At 57.4% G+C, this 23,156-nt stretch carries 22 protein-coding genes; 8 read left to right on the forward strand and 14 right to left on the reverse strand.

The features are described from left to right. Window positions 1–7 precede the first annotated feature (7 nt). A complete protein-coding gene (trpD, locus tag HNR64_RS11985) occupies window positions 8–1,045 on the forward strand; it encodes an anthranilate phosphoribosyltransferase (RefSeq protein WP_204996814.1) in 1,038 nt (345 codons plus the stop codon). Beyond that, window positions 1,042–1,839 carry an indole-3-glycerol phosphate synthase TrpC gene (trpC, locus tag HNR64_RS11990; protein WP_204996688.1) on the forward strand — a complete coding sequence of 266 codons (798 nt, stop codon included), beginning with the start codon at window positions 1,042–1,044 and terminating at the stop codon, window positions 1,837–1,839. Before trpD ends, trpC begins: the two co-directional genes overlap by 4 nt. A 33-nt stretch (window positions 1,840–1,872) precedes the next feature. Here the strand turns inward: trpC and crp are convergent, their stop codons facing one another. After that, window positions 1,873–2,511, reverse strand: a complete 639-nt coding sequence (gene crp / locus HNR64_RS11995) for a cAMP-activated global transcriptional regulator CRP (protein ID WP_027874271.1) — start codon at window positions 2,509–2,511, stop codon at window positions 1,873–1,875. A gap of 145 nt (window positions 2,512–2,656) precedes the next feature. Between crp and HNR64_RS12000 the strand changes: the two genes are divergently transcribed. Then, on the forward strand, window positions 2,657–3,079 hold the full coding sequence (locus HNR64_RS12000) for an OsmC family protein (RefSeq protein WP_204996815.1): 423 nt from the start codon (window positions 2,657–2,659) through the stop codon (window positions 3,077–3,079). Window positions 3,080–3,084: 5 nt separating this feature from the next. After that, entirely contained in the window at window positions 3,085–3,486 is a 402-nt protein-coding gene (locus tag HNR64_RS12005) for a VOC family protein (protein WP_239547814.1), read from the forward strand. Window positions 3,487–3,504: 18 nt separating this feature from the next. Here HNR64_RS12005 and coq7 read toward each other — a convergent pair whose 3' ends face one another. The 12 genes from coq7 to HNR64_RS12065 all read right to left on the reverse strand — a co-directional run bounded on the left by coq7 (window position 3,505) and on the right by HNR64_RS12065 (window position 17,505). Further along, entirely contained in the window at window positions 3,505–4,140 is a 636-nt protein-coding gene (gene coq7 / locus HNR64_RS12010; RefSeq protein WP_204996689.1) for a 2-polyprenyl-3-methyl-6-methoxy-1,4-benzoquinone monooxygenase, read from the reverse strand. 35 nt (window positions 4,141–4,175) lie between these two features. Next, window positions 4,176–6,959, reverse strand: a complete 2,784-nt coding sequence (locus tag HNR64_RS12015; protein WP_239547833.1) for a hybrid sensor histidine kinase/response regulator — start codon at window positions 6,957–6,959, stop codon at window positions 4,176–4,178. 13 nt (window positions 6,960–6,972) lie between these two features. Further along, window positions 6,973–8,250 carry a phosphoribosylamine--glycine ligase gene (gene purD / locus HNR64_RS12020; protein WP_204996691.1) on the reverse strand — a complete coding sequence of 426 codons (1,278 nt, stop codon included), beginning with the start codon at window positions 8,248–8,250 and terminating at the stop codon, window positions 6,973–6,975. A 151-nt stretch (window positions 8,251–8,401) separates the two neighbouring features. Then, a complete protein-coding gene (gene purH, locus HNR64_RS12025; RefSeq protein WP_204996692.1) occupies window positions 8,402–9,982 on the reverse strand; it encodes a bifunctional phosphoribosylaminoimidazolecarboxamide formyltransferase/IMP cyclohydrolase in 1,581 nt (526 codons plus the stop codon). 33 nt (window positions 9,983–10,015) lie between these two features. After that, the gene (gene fis, locus HNR64_RS12030; protein ID WP_027874278.1) at window positions 10,016–10,315 is read right to left on the reverse strand and encodes a DNA-binding transcriptional regulator Fis; all 300 of its coding nucleotides are present in this window, start codon (window positions 10,313–10,315) and stop codon (window positions 10,016–10,018) included. Then, entirely contained in the window at window positions 10,312–11,295 is a 984-nt protein-coding gene (gene dusB / locus HNR64_RS12035) for a tRNA dihydrouridine synthase DusB (RefSeq protein ID WP_239547815.1), read from the reverse strand. The genes fis and dusB overlap by 4 nt, the downstream gene beginning before the upstream one ends. A gap of 111 nt (window positions 11,296–11,406) precedes the next feature. Beyond that, window positions 11,407–12,270 (reverse strand): zinc-ribbon and DUF3426 domain-containing protein, encoded by an 864-nt coding sequence (locus HNR64_RS12040; protein ID WP_204996693.1) that lies wholly within the window; start codon window positions 12,268–12,270, stop codon window positions 11,407–11,409. Between the two features lie 74 nt (window positions 12,271–12,344). Continuing rightward, on the reverse strand, window positions 12,345–13,238 hold the full coding sequence (prmA, locus tag HNR64_RS12045) for a 50S ribosomal protein L11 methyltransferase (protein WP_204996694.1): 894 nt from the start codon (window positions 13,236–13,238) through the stop codon (window positions 12,345–12,347). Window positions 13,239–13,313: 75 nt separating this feature from the next. Next, complete coding sequence (gene accC / locus HNR64_RS12050; RefSeq protein ID WP_027874281.1) at window positions 13,314–14,654, reverse strand: acetyl-CoA carboxylase biotin carboxylase subunit; 1,341 nt, start codon at window positions 14,652–14,654, stop codon at window positions 13,314–13,316. 44 nt (window positions 14,655–14,698) lie between these two features. Beyond that, window positions 14,699–15,166, reverse strand: a complete 468-nt coding sequence (gene accB / locus HNR64_RS12055) for an acetyl-CoA carboxylase biotin carboxyl carrier protein (protein WP_204996695.1) — start codon at window positions 15,164–15,166, stop codon at window positions 14,699–14,701. A 33-nt stretch (window positions 15,167–15,199) separates the two neighbouring features. Further along, complete coding sequence (gene aroQ, locus HNR64_RS12060) at window positions 15,200–15,640, reverse strand: type II 3-dehydroquinate dehydratase (RefSeq protein WP_204996696.1); 441 nt, start codon at window positions 15,638–15,640, stop codon at window positions 15,200–15,202. Window positions 15,641–15,813: 173 nt separating this feature from the next. Next, window positions 15,814–17,505 carry a protein-disulfide reductase DsbD family protein gene (locus HNR64_RS12065; RefSeq protein ID WP_204996697.1) on the reverse strand — a complete coding sequence of 564 codons (1,692 nt, stop codon included), beginning with the start codon at window positions 17,503–17,505 and terminating at the stop codon, window positions 15,814–15,816. 134 nt (window positions 17,506–17,639) lie between these two features. On the opposite strand from HNR64_RS12065, the gene HNR64_RS12070 reads away from it, so the two are divergent. The 3 genes from HNR64_RS12070 to HNR64_RS12080 are packed head-to-tail and all read left to right on the forward strand — an operon-like array spanning window position 17,640 to window position 19,732. After that, window positions 17,640–18,098, forward strand: coding sequence for a copper chaperone PCu(A)C (locus HNR64_RS12070; protein WP_204996698.1), 459 nt, complete (start codon window positions 17,640–17,642; stop codon window positions 18,096–18,098). Further along, complete coding sequence (locus tag HNR64_RS12075) at window positions 18,098–19,135, forward strand: DUF2333 family protein (protein ID WP_204996699.1); 1,038 nt, start codon at window positions 18,098–18,100, stop codon at window positions 19,133–19,135. Before HNR64_RS12070 ends, HNR64_RS12075 begins: the two co-directional genes overlap by 1 nt. A gap of 3 nt (window positions 19,136–19,138) precedes the next feature. Then, a complete protein-coding gene (locus HNR64_RS12080) occupies window positions 19,139–19,732 on the forward strand; it encodes a YajG family lipoprotein (RefSeq protein ID WP_204996700.1) in 594 nt (197 codons plus the stop codon). Between the two features lie 45 nt (window positions 19,733–19,777). Here the strand turns inward: HNR64_RS12080 and HNR64_RS12085 are convergent, their stop codons facing one another. Then, the gene (locus HNR64_RS12085; RefSeq protein ID WP_204996701.1) at window positions 19,778–20,779 is read right to left on the reverse strand and encodes an adenosine kinase; all 1,002 of its coding nucleotides are present in this window, start codon (window positions 20,777–20,779) and stop codon (window positions 19,778–19,780) included. A gap of 79 nt (window positions 20,780–20,858) precedes the next feature. On the opposite strand from HNR64_RS12085, the gene mrcB reads away from it, so the two are divergent. After that, entirely contained in the window at window positions 20,859–23,156 is a 2,298-nt protein-coding gene (gene mrcB, locus HNR64_RS12090; RefSeq protein ID WP_204996702.1) for a penicillin-binding protein 1B, read from the forward strand.

Raw genomic sequence — 23,156 nt, forward strand, 5'->3', positions numbered from 1 at the left:
TGAGAAAATGGACATTAAGGCGGCACTGGCGAGAGTGGTTAAACAGCTTGATTTGACCACAGATGAGATGGCCGATGTGATGCGCGCCGTGATGACCGGGCAGTGCAGCGATGCGCAGATTGGCGCCTTCCTGATGGGCTTGCGAATGAAAAGCGAAAGCCTCGACGAAATAGAAGGTGCTGCGCGGGTGATGCGCGAACTGGCGACGCCAGTCGATATCGAGGGAGTCGAGCACGCGGTCGATATTGTTGGCACCGGCGGTGACGGCGCCAACTTGTTCAACGTGTCGTCAGCCAGTAGTTTTGTGGTAGCTGCTGCCGGGGCGCATGTGGCTAAGCACGGTAACCGCTCTGTGTCGTCAAACAGTGGCAGTGCCGACCTGCTGGAGAAAGCGGGTATTGTGCTTGATCTGACACCCGAACAGGTCGCGCGCTGCATACGCGAGGTGGGTGTTGGCTTTATGTTTGCCGTGAACCACCACAGCGCGATGCGACACGCCATTGGCCCGCGCAAGGAACTGGCCCAGCGCACGATTTTTAATATTCTTGGCCCACTGACCAACCCGGCTGGGGTTAAGCGCCTGCTGCTGGGTGTGTTTAGTGCCGACTTGTGTCGCCCGCTAGCCGAGGTGATGGGGCGCTTGGGTGCTGAGCACGTAATGGTGGTGCACTCAGGCGACGGCTTGGATGAGATCAGTTTGGCAACATCAACGCAGGTGGCGGAGCTGAAAAACGGTGAGATTCGCGAATACCGTCTACAGCCGGAAGATGCGGGTATTGAAAGCCAGAGCTTGATTGGTCTTGATGTGGACGACAGTGAAGCGTCGTTGGCATTGATCCGCAATGCGCTGGGCAAGCGGGATTCTGCCGCTGCAGAAAAAGCCGCGGATATGATCGCGCTAAATGCGGGGGCGGCGCTGTATGTCGCCGGTGTTACCGGCGATTTGAAGGCGGGAGTGGCCCTCGCTGAAGATGTGATTCACGGCGGTCGTGCGCTGGAAAAAATGCAAGAGCTAGCGGCCTTCACACAGGGTATGACGCAATGACAACACCAACGGTTTTGAACCGTATCATTGATCGAAAATTTGAAGAAGTGGCCGAGCGCAGTGCGCGGCGCCCCATCGCCCAGCTGCAAGCGGAGATAGCCAGTGCATCGCAGCCACGAGGTTTTGTTGCCGCCATGGAGGCTAAGTTAGCGGCGGGTCAATCGGCGGTTATCGCAGAGATCAAAAAAGCGTCGCCCTCCAAAGGCGTGATCCGCGAAGACTTCCATCCCGCGGAGATTGCTCGAAGCTATGAACAAGGCGGCGCTGCCTGTTTGTCGGTGCTGACCGATGCCGATTTTTTTCAAGGTAGCGAGGCATATTTACAGCAGGCGCGTGAGGCTTGTTCGCTGCCGGTGATCCGTAAGGATTTTATTGTCGACCCTTATCAGGTTTACGAAGCGCGGGCGATTGCAGCTGATTGTATTTTGTTAATAGCAGCCGCATTGGACGATGCGCAGCTAGCGCAGCTCAATGCCCTGGCCCACGAGTTGGGAATGGATGTGTTGATTGAGGTACACAACGCCGAGGAGCTTCAGCGTATTTTGCCGCTCGGCAATCGCTTGGTCGGCATCAATAACCGCAACCTACACAATTTTGAGACCAGCTTGGACAGTACCTTCTCGCTGCTGGCACAAATTGACGAGAACCGTATTGTGGTTACCGAGAGCGGTATTCACAGCGCTGACGACGTTGCGGCAATGCGCCAGCACAACGTCGATGCCTTTCTCGTTGGCGAGGCCTTTATGCGCGCGGCAGAGCCCGGGGAAAAATTAGCAGAGCTGTTTGCTAAATAGGGTGCTACGGGTCGGGGTGCTGGCAGCCGCTGCTCAGCGGGTGCCGTACACCACCATCGTTTTGCCTTTTACGTGGACCAGACCCTGTTCTTCCAGGGTTTTGAGTACGCGACCAACCATCTCGCGGGAGCAGCCAACAATCCTGCCGATTTCCTGACGGGTAATTTTGATCTGCATACCATCCGGGTGGGTCATAGCGTCTGGCTGTTTGCATAGGTCGAGAAGTGTTCGCGCGACGCGGCCGGTAACATCTAAAAAGGCCAGGTCGCCAACTTTGCGCGTGGTGAGGCGTAAGCGTTTTGCCATTTGCTTGCCGAGGGCCAGCAGGATATCCGGGTATTGGTCCTGGAGTTCGCGAAACTTGCTGTAGCTAATCTCGGCAATCTCACAGTCGGTTCGGCTTTTTACCCAGGCGCTACGAGTCGGCGGGATGTCTTCGTCGAATACGCCCATTTCACCAAAGAAGTCGCCCTTGTTTAAGTAGGCGACAATCATTTCACGGCCGTCGTCGTCTTCGATAATCACCGTCACCGAGCCGTCGATAATATAGTAGAGCGCGTCGCTGTCGTCTCCAGCGTAGATTAGCGTGCTCTTGCTAGGGTGTCGGCGCCGATGGCAGTGCGCGAGGAAGTCGTCGAGATTTGGGATGTCGGGTTTCGGTGCCTGGAACACGGGCCACTCTCTTTTTTAGTTTGGTTATGGGCAAAGCGCTGTTTCATTCGTGTGTATTAGTATGCCGCGCTTTGCCGGCAATGGCGAGCCTGGATGCAGGTGCTGTGATAAGCTTAGCGGATTGACAAATTCTATCGGGGTAATGATGAAAGCAACGGTAAAGTGGGTTGACGGTGCAATGTTTTTAGGTGAATCCGGAAGCGGCCACAGCGTGGTTATGGATGGTCCGGAAGACCACGGCGGCCGTAATATGGGCGTTCGGCCTATGGAAATGTTGCTGTTGGGCATGGGTGGCTGCGCCTCATTCGATGTGATGAGTATGCTGAAGAAGTCACGCCAGCAGGTGAAAGATTGCCGGTGCGAGCTGGTGGCCGAACGTGTTGATGCGGTCCCCGCCGTCTTTGAAACAATACGCCTTCACTTTGTTGTTACCGGCACTGCCTTGAAGGAGAGCCACGTGAAGCGCGCGGTTGAGCTGTCGGCTGAAAAATACTGTTCGGCGTCCATTATGATGGAAAAGGCCGGCGTGGTGATCGAGCATAGTCACGAGATTATTGAAGCGGAGTAGGATATATGCAGCGCCCCAATCCCCATGCGGGCATGCGCCACCTGGCGTTATTTGTAGAAAAGCTGGAAGAGACCGTACAGTTTTATACTGACCTGCTGGGTATGGCGGTCGAGTGGCAGCCCGACGAGGATAATTACTACCTTTGCTCGGGTTGCGACAACCTGGCCATTCACCGTTATCACGGTGCTGAGCGGCCGGCCGCGGGCCAGCGTTTAGACCACTTGGGTTTTATCGTTAGGGAAGCCGACGATGTCGATGCCTGGCACGAGTTCCTTGTTGCGAATGGCGTTAGCATTAAAGCCGCACCAAGAACCCACCGCGATGGTGCGCGTAGCTTCTATTGCCTCGATCCAGATGGCAATCTTGTACAGATCATTCACCACCCACCTATCGCCAGCGCTGTCTAGTCGCTGGCTGGCACGCCTCTACACGTAGTAAGTCGTTCGGGTCATGACTTTTGAGAGAAGGGTCATGGCCTTCTTAACCGGCTTTGGAAAAACGGCGCCGCCGGCTTCTATCGCTGCGGTGGAGTGGGCCGCTTCGTCCTCCAGCATTTGTTCCAAAATGGCTCGCGATTTTTCATCGTCGTTGGGCAGGGAGTCCAGGTGGCTGCGCAGGTGCTCGCATACCTGATCTTCAGTGGCAGCAACAAACCCCAGGCTGATTTTGTCGCTGATCGCCCCCGCCGTCGCGCCGATGGCAAAGGAGCCGGCATAGAACAGGGGGTTGAGCAGGCTGGTGTGGCTACCCAGCTCCTTTAGGCGTTGCTCACACCACACCAGATGATCAATTTCCTCGTCGGCGGCGTGGCTCATGGCTTGTTTAATATCGGGGCGCTTGGCCGTCAGCGCCTGCCCCTGGTACAAGGCCTGGGCGCACACTTCGCCGGTGTGGTTGATGCGCATGAGGCCCGCTGTGTGCCGGGCGTCCTGATGCTGGCTGTCGCGGCGGCCGCTGGCGGGGTTTTCGCGTTGCGGTGTGGCACTGCCGCGAACCAGGGTTTTTAGGCTGCGGTCTGCGCCAATCAGCAGTCGATCCAAGGCGGAAAAGCTTCTGGTCATCGTATCCTCCAATCTCGCCTTATTGTACGGCAAACTCAGTCTTTCTGATGCTGGTAGCCCGTCCAGCGCTGTATCGACTCGGCCAGCTCCCACAGGCGGATCGGTTTCACCAAGTGAAGATCCATGCCGGCGTTGAGGTAGCTGTCGCGCTGCTCGTCCAGGGCGTTTGCCGTCAGCCCGAAAATCGGTGTGCGCTCGCGCTCCTCTTCCTGTTCAAATTGCCGAATTTGGCGCGCCGCTTCAATGCCGTCCATCACCGGCATTTCGACATCGAGTATAACTAAGTCGTAGTGGTCGCGAATAAAAAAGTTCAGGGCTTGCTGGCCGTTTTCCGCATGTTGAACGGTGATACCCAGGCTTTTGAGCATGCGCGACAGCACCAGCGCGTTACTGGGGTTGTCCTCGGCGATCAGGCAGCGCAGAGAATGATAATTCAAGGCGTCGCTGCTGTATTGATCTATGTCGTGACCGCGCTCGGCAACACGCGATTCGCCCAATAGTGCGCTGCGCAGGGCAATATTGCCCAGCGGTTTACTCAGTACCCGTTGCACCCCTGCCGCTTGCAGCTCTTCCCGGCGATACGAAATATTCGCGTGGGCAAGTAGCAGCACGCTGGGTTGATGGTCGGCGTTGGCAAATTCTTCTTTTACCCGGCGTGCCAGCAGCAGGCCGTTATCGCTTTGTCGGTGGTCGATCAATACAAAATCGACGGGGGCATTGATCAGGCGTTGGTTGCGCATGATGGCCAGCGCGGCCTGCTCATTGGTGGCGGAGAAGACACCCATCCCCCAGGGCGAGCATTGTTTATTGACCACCTCGCAAAAGGTGCGGTTGCTGTCCACCACCAGAAGGCGTTTATTGTTCAGCAGGTCGGTTGCTTCGGGGCTTGGCAGCTTATTGCTGATCACTCCCAGTTGCAGTGTCATACACAGGGTGTGTACGTCGCGACTGGCGCTACTACGCAAGCTAATTTGCCCGCCCATGAGGCTGACGAGACGAGCGATAATGGCAAATCGCGTGCTCATTGCGCTGTCTTTTTTATCAACCTTGGGGCGTTGAAGCGCCTGCCGTTCATCGCCGGTGAAATTGCTGCCACGGTGGGACACTTCCACCTGAAGGTGGCCGGGGCGAGGGGAGGCCGGGCTAATTTTTAACAGGATAAAGCCGCCCTCGGCGTGTTCGAAGGCGCTGTTTAGGCTGTGAATAAGCAATTGGCGCAGTCGCGACAGGTCCCCAAGCAGCTGCATTGGCAGGGTGTTTGATAAATCGCTGATCAACTCCAGGTCGCGTTCTGCAGCCATGTTTCGGAAACTGGACAGGGCGTCGCTGACCAATTCAGGCAGTGCGATGAGCTGGCTGTTGAGGTCGATATCGCTGTCGCTAAATCGCGCGGCTTGCCCCGCCTCTTCGAGCAGCTGCAGTAACTCATGGCTGGAGCGTTGCAGGCTGCGCAAATAGTCTTCCTGGCTGGCGGTCAGTTGGGTCTCTTGAAGCAGTTCTGTCACGCCCAGCATTGCGCTGATGGGGGTGCGGATATCGTGAGTGATGCGCGCCAGCACTTCGCTTTTCGCGCGGTTTACCTCATCGACCACGGCGATGCGCTGAGCATCCTCGTGCTGCATACGCCAGCGCTTGCGGCTGCGGGTAATCAGCAGTGTGGCGTGAGCGAGAGCAACGATCACAGCGGCCAGCGAGAGTAAGGCATTCATGTCGTAGATATCGAGAACGCCAAGCAAGTAGCTGAGCTGGGCCAACAGATAAATGACCAGGGTGAGGCTTTTACCCAGAAGGTAAAACAACAGGAGCCGGCTGTAGCTGACAAAGTAGCCATTCAAGCCCGCAAACAGCGTAGACGCGGCGGTGAGTGGCACCAAAATGCTCAACAGAGTGCCGCTGTAATGGGCGTCGGTGATAATACTGAACGGCAGCGCTGCGACGAGCAGGAAAAGGATTCCGCGCAAGATGTTTGGCCAATGGCCTGGGCGCTGCTTGGGGTACACGGGGAATCCTAGCGCAAAGATCACTTCGGTCAGCAAGATGCCGATCGCTGAAATGATCATAATTGGGCTGTCCCAGGGGGGCAGCATACCGCGGGGTTGGCCAAGGTAGCCCCAGGCCATCAGCTGTGAGCCCATCACCAAGACGCCAAATATGCACAGATTGGCAAATAGCGGTTCCCGGTATATCAGGAAGGCAACCAGACAGTAGATGCTGACGGTACTGAGTACGCCAAGCAGAAAGAAATTTCCAATATCGCGTTGGCTGCTTTCTGAAATAAACGCGATATCGCTAAAGAGTTTGGCAGACACTCGGATATCGGCGTGCTTGTCGATGCGCACATAAATATTGGTAGCGCTGCCGGCGGGCAGGTTTAAGCGGTAGATTCGCTGGGGTCGCAGCATATCTTGCGGAGGGAAAACCGTGGCTCGCTCTTCGGCGGGCGTGCCGCTGCGATGGGCGTAGACGGTTACCTCGCCCAAATGCGCCGGGCGCAATTCCAGTATGCGGCGCAGGGTTTCGTTGTGGGTGTTGCGAAAGCGAAACAGCAGCCAGTAGGTTTGGGTGCTGCCATCGAGCATTAAATCGCCATTTTCAAGTGGCCGAAAGCTGCGCTGAAAGGTCGGCTGAAGCAGGTCGTCGATAGACAACTGACCGCTGCGATCCTCGTATATTTCGCCGGATTGACTGATGTCGACCCGCGCCACGGCCGGATCCAGGATGACGGCGGCGTGGCCAATGTGGCTTGTGGCAAGAAACAGTAGCAGGCTGCTGAGCAGCAGCCTCAAATCAAGGCGTATCGCGATGGGCATCCTGCACATAGTCAAGTGACCGCTATTCCCTAGCGATGGCGCGATAGGCGATATCACTGCGGAAGAAAACACCTTGCCAGTCGATCTGTTTGGCGACGTCGTAGGCCAGTGCCTGGGCTTCGCTTACGCTATTGCCCATGGCGGTAGCGCACAGTACTCGCCCACCGTTGGTTGTCAGCTTGTCGCCGTCTAATTGCGTGCCGGCGTGGAAGACCTTGGTGCTGGCGGTTTCTGCGGGGATACCGGTAATTTCATCGCCCTTGTTGTAGCTGCCGGGGTAGCCGCCGGCGGCGAGTACAACACCAACCGCAGGGCGTGGGTCCCATTGCGCCTCAGCGTTGGCCAGCGTGCCAGCAAGCGCCGCCTGACACAGAGCGACTAGGTCAGACTGCAAGCGCAGCATAATGGGTTGTGTTTCCGGGTCGCCAAAGCGGCAGTTGTATTCAATAACTTTTGGTTCACCCTCGGGGCTGATCATCAAGCCGGCATACAGAAAGCCCGTGTAGCGGTTGCCTTCTTCTGCCATGCCGCGAACGGTTGGCATAATAACCTGTTCCATAATGCGCTGATGAACGTCTGGCGTTACCACTGGCGCGGGTGAGTAAGCGCCCATGCCACCGGTGTTGGGGCCGGTGTCGCCATCGCCAACACGCTTGTGATCCTGACTGGTTGCCATCGGCAAAACGTCTTCACCGTCGACCATCACGATGAAGCTGGCTTCTTCGCCGACTAAGAACTCTTCAATCACTACGCGGCAGCCGGCGTCGCCGAATGCATTGCCGGACAGCATGTCGCGCACGGCGTCTTCAGCTTGTTCCAGTGTTTCTGCAACAATAACGCCTTTGCCCGCTGCCAGACCGTCGGCCTTGACGACAATCGGTGCGCCCTGTTCTCGAAGGTAGGCAAGCGCTGGCTCGAGTTCGGTGAAGTTGCCATAGGCCGCAGTGGGGATGTTGTGTCGGGCAAGGAAGTCCTTGGTAAAGGCTTTGGAGCCTTCCAGTTGTGCCGCGCCCTGGCTGGGGCCAAAGCAGGGCAGGCCGCGTTTGGCGAAGAAATCCACCACGCCGTCTACCAGTGGCGCTTCGGGGCCAACGATGGTCAGCGCGATATCGTTGCTCTCGGCAAAGTTTGCCAGTGCCTCGAAATCGCCTGCGCCTATCTCAACATTTTCTATGCCCGTATCCAGCGCAGTGCCGGCGTTGCCTGGTGCGACATAAACGGTTTCAACATTGGCAGACTGGGCCGCCTTCCAAGCCAGAGCGTGCTCACGGCCACCGGAGCCAATAATCAATACGTTCATTTCAACTGCGTCCTATTTCTACGGCCATCACGGCTGCGTGATTTAGCTAAACGGCCTTGACTCATGTTGCTTCAAGGCCGAAGAAATTATCTTTTTTCTATCGATTCGGTGCTGGCGTCGCCGGCAGATAGCTGCCGGCGACGTTTCGGCGTTAGTGGCGGAAATGGCGCATGCCAGTGAATACCATTGCCATGTTGTGCTCGTCGGCGGCGGCAATGACTTCTTCGTCACGAATTGAACCGCCTGGCTGAATGATGCAGCTAATGCCAACTTTCGCCGCATTGTCGATGCCATCGCGGAAGGGGAAGAAGGCGTCGGATGCCATCACGGCTCCCTCAACTTGCAGGCCCGCGTGCTCGGCCTTAATAGCGGCGATGCGCGCGGAGTTCACGCGGCTCATCTGCCCGGCGCCGACACCGATCGTCTGGCGATTTTTGGCGTAGACAATCGCGTTCGACTTAACGAATTTGGCGACTTTCCAGGCGAAGATCAAATCGTTGATCTCGTCTTCACTGGGCTGGCGCTTGCTCACTACTTTCAGCTCACCGGCAGTAATCATGCCGAGGTCGCGGTCTTGCACCAGCAGGCCGCCGTTGACGCGTTTATAGTCAAAGGCAGCTTGTGGGCTATCCCACTCTCCGCAGCTCAGCAGGCGCACGTTTTTCTTGGCGGCTACAACGGCGCGCGCGTCTTCGCTGACGCTTGGGGCGATAATCACTTCCACAAACTGGCGGTCGCAAATGGCTTGCGCCGTTGCGGCATCGAGCTCGCGGTTGAAGGCGATAATACCGCCAAAGGCCGATTCAGGGTCGGTGGCGAAGGCCAGGTCATAGGCTTCACCGATCCCGTTGAGCGACACCGAGACACCACAGGGATTGGCGTGTTTAACAATCACGCAGGCGGGCTTGGTAAAGCTCTTCACACACTCAAGTGCTGCATCGGTGTCGGCAATATTGTTGTATGACAGCTCCTTGCCCTGCAGCTGCGTTGCGGTGGCAATGCAGGCTTCGCTGGGGTGGCGCTCAACATAAAACGCTGAGTCTTGATGGGGGTTTTCGCCGTAGCGCATTTCCTGGGCTTTAACGAATTGGCTGTTAAAGGTACGCGGGAATTTGTCGCTGCCGCCGGGAACGAGTCTGCCGAAGTAATTGGCGATGGCGCCGTCGTACGATGCCGTGTGCTCGTAGGCTTTGATGGCGAGGTCGAAACGGGTGCTGTGCAGGGTTGCACCGTCGTTGGCACGCATTTCCTCGATAATGGCGTCGTAGTCGCCGGCGTTTACCACAATGGCAACGTCGCGGTGGTTCTTGGCCGCTGCGCGAACCATGGTCGGGCCGCCGATATCGATATTCTCGATCGCATCTTCCAAGCTGCAATCTGGCTTGGCAACGGTGGCCTCAAAGGGGTAGAGGTTAACAACTACCATATCGATAGCGTCAATGCCGTGCTCGCTCATGACAGCATCATCGGTGCCGCGGCGGCCGAGAATACCGCCGTGAACTTTCGGGTGGAGGGTTTTCACCCGGCCATCCATCATTTCAGGAAAGCCCGTGTAGTCCGCAACTTCCGTCACGCTAATGCCGTTGTCTTGCAGTAGGCGGTAGGTGCCTCCGGTGGACAGGAGTTCTACCCCCATCTCGGTAAGCTGGCGGCCAAAATCGACGATGCCAGATTTGTCGGATACGCTGATTAGCGCGCGTTTAACGGGGCGTGAAGTCGTCTCGGTAGTCATCCGGGCGGTGTTCCTCTGGGTGCGATGGCGGGTTTATAGCAGGTCGTATTGTTTCAGTTTTTTGCGCAGCGTACCGCGGTTGAGACCGAGCATTTGCGAAGCGCGGGTTTGATTGTTGCGGGTGTACTTCATCACCTCTTCGAGCAGTGGCGCTTCAATCTCAGACAACACCATGTTGTAGACGTCGCTGACATCCTGGCCGTCGAGGTTTGAGAAGTAATTGTTCAGGGCGATAGCGACACTGTCGCGCAGAGTTTTGGCTTGCGAAATATCATCGGCCGGAGCGGTGCTGACTGGGCTGCTCTCGGCAGCGCTTAATGGGCTGAGGTTCATGCTGCTGCATCCTGTAATTTGTCGCTGTGCTGTTCAAAAAAGCTCTGTACAGCATCTAGTTGTGCACTCGCGTCTTCCAAGCGGTTGAAGTGGCGCCTGAAATCCACGTTATTAAAGTCCTGCAAATACCACGCGCAGTGTTTGCGTGCGATGCGCAGGCCCTGATGTTCACCGTAAAAGTGATGTAATGCTTTGATATGCGAGAGCATGACCTCGCGCATTTCTGCAGTTTGAACGGGGGTGTATTCGCCCCCTTCCAATGCTGCATTGATCTCCCGGAACAGCCAGGGTTTACCCTGAACAGCGCGCCCCAGCATGACACCGTCGGCGCCGGTGTGCTGCAGGACCGCGAGTGCCTTTTCAGGGCTGTCGATATCGCCATTGGCCAGTACTGGCATTGATACGGCCTGCTTGATCGCCGCTATCGTGTCGTACTCGGCACTGCCATTGAAGCGGCAGGCGCGCGTGCGGCCGTGTACGGCCAGTGCAGCAATGCCGCAGTCTTCTGCCAGGCGGGCTATATCAACGCCGTTGCGTTGCTCGGGTGACCAGCCAGTGCGAATCTTCAACGTTACCGGCACCGAGACGGCGGCGGTGACCTGGCGAAGAATCGCCTCGACAAGTTCGGGTTCACGTAGCAGGGCGGACCCCGCCGCGCGTTTGCAAACTTTCTTTGCCGGGCAACCCATATTGATATCGATAATATGGGCGCCATCGTCTGCACAGCGACGTGCGGCGTCGGCCATCATGGCCGGCTCGGCGCCGGCAATTTGTACCGAGCGCAGAGCATCGTCGTCCTTAGCGAGGCGCAGGTGGCTTTTGCGTGTGTGCCACAAGTCGCTATTGCTAATCAGCATTTCCGATACGGTCAAGCCAGCGCCAAACTGCAGACACAGTTGCCGGAAGGGGAGGTCGGTAATGCCCGCCATCGGCGCCAAAACAGCGCGGGCGGGGAGCTTGTGAGGACCAATCCGGATCATCGCCATGCCCCGTTAAAGGAGAGACCGTGGGAAAACAGGGCCGCTATTCTACTCGCTAGATTTTGCTTTCGGTAGTCTTGCGCTCAGAAAATAACCAGTGTAACGACCCCGCTAAGGTCGACTGAAAAGGCGGAGTTCGTAGTTGACCGCATCGGCCGCCGGGGCGGCGATTTCCAAGGCGATATGCACAGGCTGGCCGCTATCGAGTTGGGACAGGGCGTTTAGCTCACCGGCCAGGTACTCGCTTGGATAGAACAGGCGGCTGGCTAACTCAATACCGTGAATATTACTGAAACGCAGTTGTAGCAGGGGGAAGTCGCGCGCGCCATCGGCCTTGTTGAGCAAAATGGCATCTACCTTGAGGGCATCGGCAACGTCGGGATGGGGGCGAACTAGGAGCTTCTGGCTAATAATGTCGCTACTTGGTTGTGGCCCCGGTGGAGCTTGATTCGGCAGGCAGGTCAGCGACAGCTGCGCGCACTGGGATAACGCAAACGCTTTAATCTCTGGCGGCAGGTTTGGGTGGCTGAGTAAGTCGCCCCTCTGCCAGTACGCCCACTGAGCCAGTAGGGCTATCAGCGCCAGGCTATTTACCAGTAGCCAGGGCCAGCGACGTCGCGCTCGCGGTTGATGAAATTCAAAGCCGTGGTCGTTGGTGGACAAGCCTTCTAGCAGCTCGGGGCCGAGCTTTTTATCGCAGCCAGCGGCGCCGGTTTCCTCCGAATCGTTTGAGTCCGGTTCCGGTGAATCCTGTGCGGGTGTTGTGTTGGTCGTCGGCGCCACTAGCGCGTCAAAGGCCTCGCGCTGAGCGGGGGTGAGCTGCTCGGTGGCATTGAACACGTGCTGGCAGACGCCGCAGCGAAGCAGGCCATCGGCGATGGCAAGGTCGGAAAATTGACAGCGAAAGCGGGTGTCGCAGGCTGGGCAACACACGCTGTCGAGCAAGTTGTTGTTTGCGTTATGGGCGTCTGGCATGTCGGTTGTGCCGGGGCTGGGCAGTCCTCACTGCAATTCGTGGAGCAGAGTATAGGGGCTGTCTTTAGTCGATGCTACTTGGCCGACTCGCTGTTGCGCTGGCCGCTGATACGCAGCCATTCTTCCCGCTGCTCGCTAGCCAGGCCGACAAACCAACGTTGGTAGCACTGCTTAATCGTGTCGCCTTGGCTGTCCAGTATGCCCGACAGGCAAATAGGCGCGCCTGGATCCAGGCAGGCGGAGAGGGTCGGCGCCAACTCCATCAGCGGTCCGGCTAGAATGTTGGCGAGCAACACGTCGCCGTGAAGGCCAGGTGGAACCTCCTCGGGGAGGTAACAAGCCAGCTTGTCGCTGTCGATATTATTGCGCTTGGCATTTTCGCTGGTGGCCTGCAGCGCTTGTGGGTCGGTGTCGACGGCAATCAGTTTTTCTGCGCCCAATAGCAAGGCCGCAATCCCGAGAATGCCCGAGCCACAGCCGTAGTCGATGACGGTCTTGCCGGTCAGCGGTTGGCTGTCTAGCCAGTTTAGGCACAGCCAGGTCGTCGGGTGGGTGCCGGTTCCGAAAGCCAGGCCGGGGTCCAGCAGCAGATTTACTGCCGTTGGGTCAACGGGCTCGCGCCAACTTGGGCAAATCCAAAGCTGCTTGCCGCATTGCAGTGGTTGGTAGCTGTCCATCCACTCGCGAATCCAGTCTCGGTCTTCAAGAATCTCGATGCGATGCTTGGGTAGCTCGCCCACCAGAGCGTTCAACTGTGCGAGGACCGTGACCATGTCTGTGTCGGCCTGGAACATGCCGGTGACGCGGGTGTGCTGCCAGATTGGGGTGTGACCGATGGGGGGCTCAAAAAGCGGTTGATCGGCATTGTCTTCAAGGGTCACCGATGCGGCGCCGCAGTCCAGTAGGGCATCCTCAAGGGCAGAGGCGGAGTCGGGGTTGGCGTCGAGGCGAATCTGTAGCCAGCTCATGTCAGGTCTCGGTAGCAAAAAATAAAAAAAGGGGCCTGTTGGCCCCTTGTCGGTGTCAATGAAAACCGGAGTAAATCAGATTTTCAGTTTCTTTTCGAGATAGTGGATGCTGACGCCGCCCTTGGCAAAGGCATTGTCGCGCACCAAATCGCGGTGCAATTCGGTGTTGGTGCGAATGCCGTCTACGACCAGCTCGTCCAGCGCGGTGCGCATGCGGCTTAACGCCGACTCGCGGTCGTCGCCCCAGGTGATGATCTTGGCGATCATCGAATCGTAGTGGGGAGGCACGGTATAGCCGCTGTAGAGATGGGAGTCGACGCGCACACCAAGACCGCCGGGTGCGTGGAAGTGCTTGATGTTACCCGGGCAGGGCATAAAGGTTTTTGGATCTTCGGCGTTGATTCGGCACTCGAAAGCATGGCCGCTAACCACGATGTCTTCCTGGCGAAGGCTCAGGGGCTCACCGCCGGCGATCTTGAGTTGCTCCTTGATCAGATCGACGCCGGTGACCATTTCGCTAACCGGGTGCTCAACCTGAATACGGGTGTTCATTTCAATGAAGAAGAACTGGCCGTCTTCGTAGAGAAACTCAAAGGTGCCTGCGCCGCGATAGTTGAGGGTTTTGCAGGCCTCAACACAAGACATTGCCACTTCGTTGCGCACGTCATCGGGAATACCCGGGGCGGGAGCTTCTTCCAGCACCTTCTGGTGGCGGCGCTGCAAAGAGCAGTCGCGATCCCCGAGGTGAATGGCATTGCCCTGGCCATCGGCGAGTACCTGAATCTCCACGTGCCGTGGATTCTCCAGGAATTTCTCGATGTATACGGTATCGTCACCAAAGGCCGCCTTGGCTTCCGACTGAGTAACATATACCGCGTTAAGCAGAGCGGCTTCACTGTGCACCACTCGCATGCCGCGCCCGCCACCACCGGCAGCCGCTTTGATAATTACCGGGTAGCCAATTTTGCGGGCGATGCTCAGGGTGCGGTCATTGTCCTGCGTAATGGGGCCGTCGGAGCCCGGCACCGTGGGCACGCCGGCTTTTTTCATGGCCTGAATGGCCGACACTTTGTCGCCCATCATGCGAATGACGTCGGCAGTCGGGCCGATAAAGGTAAAGCCGCTGTTCTCAACCTGTTCGGCAAAGTCGGCATTTTCAGCAAGGAAGCCGTAGCCGGGGTGAATGGCGACGGCGTCGGTGATTTCTGCTGCGCTGATAATGGCAGGAATATTCAAGTAGCTGGCGGGTGAGGGGGCTGGTCCAATGCAAACCGACTCGTCGGCGAGGCGAACGTGCATCAGGTCGCGGTCGGCGATGGAGTGCACGGCCACGGTTTTTATTCCCAGCTCCTTGCAGGCGCGCAAAATGCGCAGCGCGATTTCGCCACGGTTGGCGATAACGACTTTTTTAAGCATGTGCTGTCCTCTGTGCAGTGATCGTGTGTGCGTGAATGGTGTGCTTACACGATGGTGATCAGAGGCTGGTCAAACTCCACGGGTTGCGCGTCGTCCAGCAAAATAGCTTCTACCACACCGGATTTGTCGGCTTCGATTTGGTTCATCATTTTCATTGCTTCGACAATGCAAACGACATCGCCGGCTTTAACGTGCTGACCGACTTCAACAAAAGCGGGAGAGCCCGGTGACGGCGAGCGGTAAAAAGTGCCGACCATGGGCGACTTAATAACGTGGCCGTTAATTTTTGGCTCGGCCTCGGCGGCCGGTGCAGGCGCTGCTGCGGGAGCGGGGGCTGGTGCGGCAGGCGCCGCTGCCGGTACCGCCTGGCTCACGTACTGCGGCGCCGCCATCTGCACGCTACCACTGTTGCGGCTGATGCGTACCGATTCTTCGCCTTCCTTGATTTCCAGCTCGTCGATGTTGGATTCTTCGAGCAGTTCAATCAGCTTTTTTACTTTCCTGATGTCCATAGTCACTCTCTTTTTTTAATGTGTTGTGAAGGGCTAGTCCTGCAGTTGTGACAGTGCGGCCTGCAGTGCCAGCAGGTAACCCTGTGGCCCCAGACCGCAAATCACCCCGCGGGCAATATCTGAAAAATAGGAGTGCTGGCGAAAGGGTTCACGGGCGTGAACGTTCGACAGGTGCACTTCGATAAACGGAATGTCGACACCTAACAGTGCGTCGCGCAGGGCCACGCTGCTGTGGGTGAAGGCTGCCGGATTGAAAATAATAAAATTAATGCCTTCGGGCCGAGCCTGGTGAATTCGGTCGATCAGCTCTACTTCGGCATTGCTCTGTAAGCATTGGAGGTGATGGCCCGCGGCGCTGGCAGCGTCTTGCAGCTGCTGATTGATGTCCTCGAGGCTGTGGTGGCCGTAGACCTCGGGCTCTCTGGTGCCAAGTAAATTGAGGTTAGGGCCGTGCAGCACGAGTATCGATGCCATGTTTCACCGGGGTTTGCTAGAGAAATTTCGCGTAGTTTGCCGCAATTGAAAATGCGAGTCCAACGAATTTGATGAATTTTTTAAGATGGCCGCAAGTTTCCCGCAAGATTGCAGACAATGGCAGGTTTTTCCCCGAAGTAAGTGTTTTCAGTGCTAACACTGAAAACACGCCTTTAAGGACGCAAAATGGCCATTACTGTGTCTTTGTTGAGAATCTGTGGCAAGACCTGCGGCGGCTGGCTGAGATCGGCGGGGTAGTAGATGTACAGCGGGATGCCATTGCGTTGGAAATCGGCCAACAGCTCGGTAATCACAGGGTCGTAGCGGGTCCAGTCGGCAACCACATAGCTCACGTTGGCGCGCTCGAATGCGTCGCGGATGTCATCGGTATTGAGAACCAACGCCTCATTGGCCGCGCAAGTGATACACCAGTCGGCGGTAACATCGAGGAAAACATTGCGGCCTGATTCACGCAGGCTTTGGATTTGGCTGCGGTCGAAACCGGTTTGGCTGCTTGCGGGGGCTGGGCGTTGCAGGCCGCTGTGAAGCAGCAGTGGGATGGCCAGTGCGGTGATGGCTGCCAGCGCTTTCCCGCGTTTACCCAGGGGCCACAGCCAGATACCAAAGCCCAGCAGTAGCCAGGTAATCAGCGTGGCTGCCATGGCATCGGCGCCGTTCTGACGGCCTACCACCCACGCCAGCCAAATGGCTGTGGCCAGCAAGGGAAAGGCCATGAACTGGCGCAGATGTAACATCCAGTCGCCGGGCTTGGGTAGCAGCTTTAGCCATTGCGGAAAGAGGGTTAATAGCAATACTGGCGCTGCCATACCGGCCCCCAGGCTCGCGAACACCAGCAGCGCGACGCCGGGTGGTTGGCTGGCGGCGTAGCCGATAGCGCTGCCCATAAAGGGCGCGGTACAGGGGCTGGCAACCAGTGTGGCGAGCACGCCGGTGAAGAAGCTGCCGCGATAGCCGGGTTCGCGGCTGATGTCGGCGCCGACATTCATCCATTTGCCGCCCAATTCAAAGAGTCCGAGCAGGTTGAGTGACAGCACAAAAAAGAGGCTGGCCAGCAGCGAAACAAATAGCGGGGACTGCAGTTGAAAGCCCCAGCCAATTGCTTGTCCGGCGTTTTGAAGTGTGATTAATAGTGCGGCGACCAGTACAAAACTCAGTACCACACCGGCGCTGTAGATGAGGCCGTGACTGGCCGGGCTGCCCTGGTGAGCATTACTGAAACTGAGCACCTTTAATCCGAGTACTGGGAATACACAGGGCATCAGGTTGAGGATCGCGCCGCCAATAGCGGCAAGGATCAGGGTGATCAGCAGGCCGCGGTTCTCGGCAGGTGCAGTGAGGGCGGCGGGCGTAGACGCCGCTGTATCAACTTCAGTGAACACGCCCTGGGCATCGCTGCTGAAGGTTTGGCTGCGGGGTGGGTAGCACAGGCCTGCGTCAGCGCAGCCCTGAGAGACCACCGTGAGTTGGAGGTTGGCGGTGTCGGCGACGTCCAGCTGCAGTGTTGTGCCGTGATAGTAGACTTCGGTTTTACCAAAATACGGATCGTCTTTGACCTTGCCTGGTGAAAACTCTACCGTGGCATCGACGGGCTGGCCCTGGCGACTGAGGCTTACGGAAAAACGCTCGCGGTAAAGATAGTAGCCCTCGGCGATTCGCCAATCGATGCGAAGCCCGCCGTCACTGCTAACACTGGCTTTGTAGGCTTGTTCTACCGGTAAAAACTGCGCGCCTTGAGCAAAGCCGTTCGCACTAAAGTCGGTATTGCTGGCGGGGCTGAAGGGATCGCTGGCGTAGCTAAAGAAGCTGGCACTGACTATACAAAACAGTAATAAAAACCGGTTCATAAATACTATCGCTGCAAAGTGGCGTTATCATAGGGCGCAATACGCGGCGTTGCCTCTCGGCGTAAGCCTCCGACGGCGCCCATGGTAAGTCAGATCGAGGGTGCTGTCTTGCACCGCGAAACCTGGAGAACGTTATGACCCGCAAATGGCTGCTTTTACTCACCGCAATTTTGCCCTTTAGTGCAGCGGCTGTTGAGCTGCGCGATCCGGTGGTGCGCGGCTTGCCACCGGGGCAAAAAAACACCGCGGCGTTTTTTTCGGTTACCAATCCGTCGTCGCAAACAGTGACGCTGCGGGCCGGAACCAGTGACGTTGCCGGCCGCGTGGAAATTCACAGCAACTCGCAGCGTAACGGTATGATGGCGATGCGCAAAGAAGACAGTGTGGCGATTGCGCCGGGGCAAACACTGGACTTTGTGCCCGGTGGTTACCATTTAATGTTGATTAATTTGAAGCAGCCGCTGCGCCATGGCGAGCGGGTGCATTTCAGTTTACTGATTGATGGCGATGTCGTGCAGGTGGAAGCGCCGGTGCGCAGCGTACTGAACGAGCCTGCATCGGGGCATCACCATCATCATGGAGGAGCGCACTAATGTTAAAACAGCGTTTAAGCGACGGTTATTTTGCTGCCAAGGAGGCGCTGCAGGACTGGCTTGGCAACCGCAATGTCGCGCGTTTGGCCGGTATTGTCGGCCTCGTTTATGTTCTTTTGGTAACCGGTTTCGGTATGTATTGGAGCCTGACGCCGGATCATCCGCCCCTGCAATACGACCGTGACAATGGCAGTCGCGCGGTGGTTGGCACCGCGACCACCTCTGCGCTGATTGACGTTGCTGAAATATTGCTCGACAAGCCCGGCGGTTTCCTCAGCAACGACATTACTCCCCCGGGCGTGCTGATGGACAATATGCCCGCATGGGAATACGGCGTGTTGATGCAGGTGCGCGACCTGAGTCGAGCCATGCGAGAAAGTTACAGCCGTTCGCAGTCCCAGTCTCAGGAAGACCCCGATCTTGCGAAGGCGGAGCCGCGTTTTAATTTTTCCTCGAACAGTTGGGCGGTACCGGCTTCCGAATCGGAGTACCGCCAGGGCATTCGCTACCTCAAGGCCTACCGCAGCCGCCTCAGTGATGTCGACCAGCCCCAGGCACAATTCTATGCGCGCGCCGATAACCTGCGTTACTGGCTTGCCGTGGTTGAGTCGCGCTTGGGCAGCCTCTCACAGCGACTCAGCGCCAGCGTCGGGCGTCCGCGGGTTAACACCGACCTGGCAAATGATCCCAGCGCGCGCCAGTCTACGCCGTCGGCCTCTGAGCAGCGGGTGAAAACGCCGTGGCTGCAGATCGACAATGTGTTCTTTGAGTCGCGGGGCAGTGCATGGGCGCTGATTCATTTTTTGAAAGCGGCCGAACAAGACTTTGCCGATGTGCTGGAAAATAAAAATGCGACCGTCAGCTTGCGACAAATTATTCGTGAGCTGGAGGGAACTCAACAATTGTTGTTCAGCCCAATGGTGTTGAATGGCAGTGGTTTCGGCCTATTGGCGAATCACTCTTTGGTAATGGCGTCGTACATTTCTCGCGCCAACGCTGCCATTATTGATTTACGCGATCTGTTAGCTCAAGGATAAGTCATGGTTCTTTCTCGTGCAGTAGTAAACGCATCGACGGTGCTCGCCGTTTTGGTATTGGCCGCGTGTGCGCAAAGTCCGCAAAAAATTACCGTTGCGCCCAGCTTTGAGCAGGCGCCGGAGCAGCAGCTTGCCCAGGGCCAGCCAGTACATGTACGCGTGAGCGATGGACGCAGCAATAAGGTTCTTGGCAGCCGCGGCGGTGCCTACCGGGAGACGGCGTTGATCACCCTGGAAAACAGCCTGTCGCTGGCTGTGCAGCCGGTGTTAAAGGCGCGAATGAAGGCGCTGGGTTTTGAAGTCGATAGCCTGAGTGCCGACACCGTCGACCTGCATATTGTGTTTGAGTCGCTGGTTTACAACCACCCAGAGCAGGAAGGGGTTGGGCACGACATGGATATGTTGGCGGTGGTAAAGGCCGAGGCAACGCGCAGTGACAGCCGTTACGAGGGGCGTTACCGGGTAAAACGCAAGGAGAAGTTTTTCAATGCTCCCAGCGAGCCCCACAATGAAGAACTGGTGAACAGCCTGGTGGTTGATGTGCTGGAAAGCATGCTTGCCGACCCGCAGTTGCAGAGTTTTCTGCTTGGCAAATGATTGCCGGGAAACAATAAAAAAAGGCGCCGCGAGGCGCCTTTTTTGTTACTGGCCAAGTACTTCTTGGCGCAGCTCAACGTGCTTGGGGCCAGGCAGGCGAGGGCCGTAGTCAGACACCACCTCCGCTGCGGCGCGACTGGCAAGTTTACCGGCCGCTTCAGCGCTGTGGCCGTGGCTGATAGCGTAGAGGAAGGCGCCTGCGAACATATCACCGGCGCCGTTGGTATCTACCGCGTTGACCTTGCAGGGCGCGATGGAGTGCAGCTGCTCGCCATCAAAAACCAATGCACCCTTGGCACCCAGGGTGATGGCAAATTGTTTGGCAACCTGCTTGATTGCGCTGACCGCGTCATCCAGTGATTCGCTACCGGCCCACTGCAAGGCCTCGGCTTCGTTACAGAAAAGCAGGTCGACGCCGTCGCCGAGCATGTCGCTGAGGCCGTCGCGGAAAAACTCCACCATGCCCGGGTCAGAGAAACTCAGCGCCGTTTTAACGCCGTTTTGTTCTGCAACCTGACGGCCGCGAATTGCCGCCGCGCGCCCTGAGTCAGAGGTAACCAGGTAGCCTTCCATGTAGTAGTAGGCAGAGTCGGCAAGGGCGGCTTCGTTGAGCTCTTTGACCGAGAGCTCAGCGCTAATGCCCAAGTGGGTATTCATGCTGCGCTCGGCATCCGGGCTGATCAATACCAGGCATTTTCCGGTAATACCGCCATCGCGCTCGGCGTCGAAACCTGAATCAACGCCGGCGTCGCGTATATCGTTTAGGAAGAAGTCGCCGTGACTGTCGGCGGCGACCTTGCAGGAATAGTAGCCCTTGGCACCAAAGTAGGCAGCGGCAACAACCGAGTTGCAGCCCGAGCCACCGCTGGCCTGGCGAGAGTGAACCAGGTGGCCTTCAAGCTTGTCCAACAATTCCTGTTGGCGGGCCTCATCGACCAGTGTCATCAAGCCTTTTTCAACGCCCATTTCAGTGAGTTCACTGTCTTGGACTTGAATTTCCGTGTCGACCAATGCCGCGCCGATGCCGTAAACGTGATATTTTTTCATCTTATTTGCCAATAACTTGCAGTAAAGTGCGAGCTATTATCCGCGCCCACGTGGGATTTGCAATTCAACGAGAGTTTTCATGCCCAAGAAAAATAACCATCGGCGCCGCTTTCGGCTACCTCGCCCCACCAGCTGGCGAGGGCTGTTTGTCAAACTGGCAATCGCCGGACTGGTTCCGCTGCTTGTCTTCTTTGCCTATTGCGACGCCAAGGTGCGCGGCGCCTTCGACCCTCAGCGCTATGACCAGCCGGCAAAGGTATATGCCCGGCCCCTGGTGTTGGCATCCGGCGCGGTGCTTACCAGTTACGAGCTGGAAGAAGAGCTGCGAAATTTAGGCTACCGCCAGCTGCGCCTGGTGAATGAGCCCGGCAGCTATTTGCGTCAAGGCGACATGTTTACGATTTACCTGCGGCCTTTCGATTTTGCCGATGGTCATCGCAAAGCGAAAAAAATCACCGTGGAAATGGCGGCGACTACGGTACGCGTCGTGCGCAACGCGCTGGGCGAGCGTATTGCTGAAGAACAGCTGGACCCAACGGTTATCGGTGGCGTCTATCCCGGGCGTCACGAAGACCGCCTGATGCTGTCTCTGGACGAGGTGCCGGAGATGTTGGTGGAAACCCTGTTACAGGTGGAAGACCGGCATTTCTATTCCCACTTTGGCTTGTCGCCGCGCAGTATTGCCCGCGCCCTGGTTGTGAATATTAAAGCCGGGCGCACGGTACAGGGCGGCAGCACCCTGACGCAGCAGCTGGTGAAAAACACCCTGCTCACCAATGAGCGAAGCCTGTGGCGTAAATTCAAAGAAGCGGCGATGTCATTGCTCACCGAGCTGCACTACAGCAAGGACCGCATTCTTGAAGCCTACATCAATGAGGTCTATCTCGGGCAAGAGGGCAATCGCGCGATTCATGGTTTTGGCCTCGCGGCCAGGCATTATTTTAACCGCCCCCTGCAAGAGCTGGATCTCGCCCAGGTCTCGATGCTGGTAGGGCTGGTGAAAGGCCCTTCCTATTACGACCCCTGGCGTCATCCGCAGCGCGCCACGTCGCGCCGTAACACCGTATTGGCCGAGCTGGCCGAAGAGGGTTGGCTGAACGCCGAGCAACTTGAAGCGTGGAAAAAAGAACCGCTGAGTCTCTCTAAAAGTTCAGCGCTGGCCGGTGTGTACCCCGCCTATGTCGACTTGGTTCGGCGTCAGCTGAGCCGTGACTACGCGCGTCAGGATTTACAGAAAAATGGCCTGCGGATCTTTACGCCCTTCGACCCGCTGTTGCAGCGCCGCGCTGAAGCGGCAACCGCCAAGGCGCTCTCGCAATTGGCTGAACGCAAGAAAGATCTGCAAGTCGCGATGGTGGTGACCGCTGTTGATAGTGGTGATGTGGTGGCAGTGATCGGCGGCCGACAACCTCGCTATGCCGGGTTTAATCGCGCTCTTGATGCACTGCGACCGATAGGCTCGCTAGCGAAGCCGGCGGTCTACTTAACCGCGTTAAACCAGCCTGATAAATATACCTTGTTAACCAAGTTACGCGACGAGCCACTGAGTGTTCCCAATGCCGATGGCACGCTGTGGCGACCGTCGAATTACGGTCGCAAAGCGCACGGCATGGTGCCCTTACACAAGGCCTTGTCGCACTCTTACAATCTGGCAACAGCAAACTTGGGCCTGGACCTGGGTTTGAGTGATGTTATGGATATGTTTCAGCGCCTGGGTGTACACCGGCCACTGCTGGAGGTGCCGTCCATGCTGCTGGGCGCGGCTGAGTTGGCTCCGATTGAGGTGGCCGCGATGTATCAAACCATTGCCGCCGATGGACGCTATACGCCGTTACGTACGATCTACGCCGTGTCCGATGCCAAGGGCAAACCGCTGGCGCGCTACCCTCAGCAGCCCCAACAGGTGATCGACGCCGCGCCGGTGCACTTGCTGCAATACGCCATGCTGGAAACGGTGCGAGAGGGAACTGGTAAGTCGGTTTACCGGGTTCTTCCCAAAGACTACCGCGTGGCCGGCAAAACCGGCACGAGTAACGACACGCGCGACAGCTGGTTTGCCGGATTTGCCGGTGACTATCTGGCGGTTGTGTGGATGGGGCTGGATAACAATGCGTCAACCGGGCTGACCGGCGCCAGTGGCGCCCTGCGTGTGTGGCGGCAATTTATGGCCGAGGCCAGCACGGAGCAAATGCCCTTCGCTCAGCGTAGCAATATGGAGTACCTATGGGTGGATGCCGAGTCGGGCCTGCGCACGCAATCGTGGTGCGAGAACGCCCGCTATGTGCCGTTCATCAAAGGCAGTGAGCCACGGCAAAGTGGCGGCTGCGCACCCGACGGCGAGAAGATGTGGAATTGGTTTAAGGGTATCTTTGATTGA

It is taken from the genome of Spongiibacter marinus, assembly GCF_016906995.1.
In the GTDB taxonomy this organism is placed as follows: Bacteria; Pseudomonadota; Gammaproteobacteria; order Pseudomonadales; family Spongiibacteraceae; genus Spongiibacter; species Spongiibacter marinus.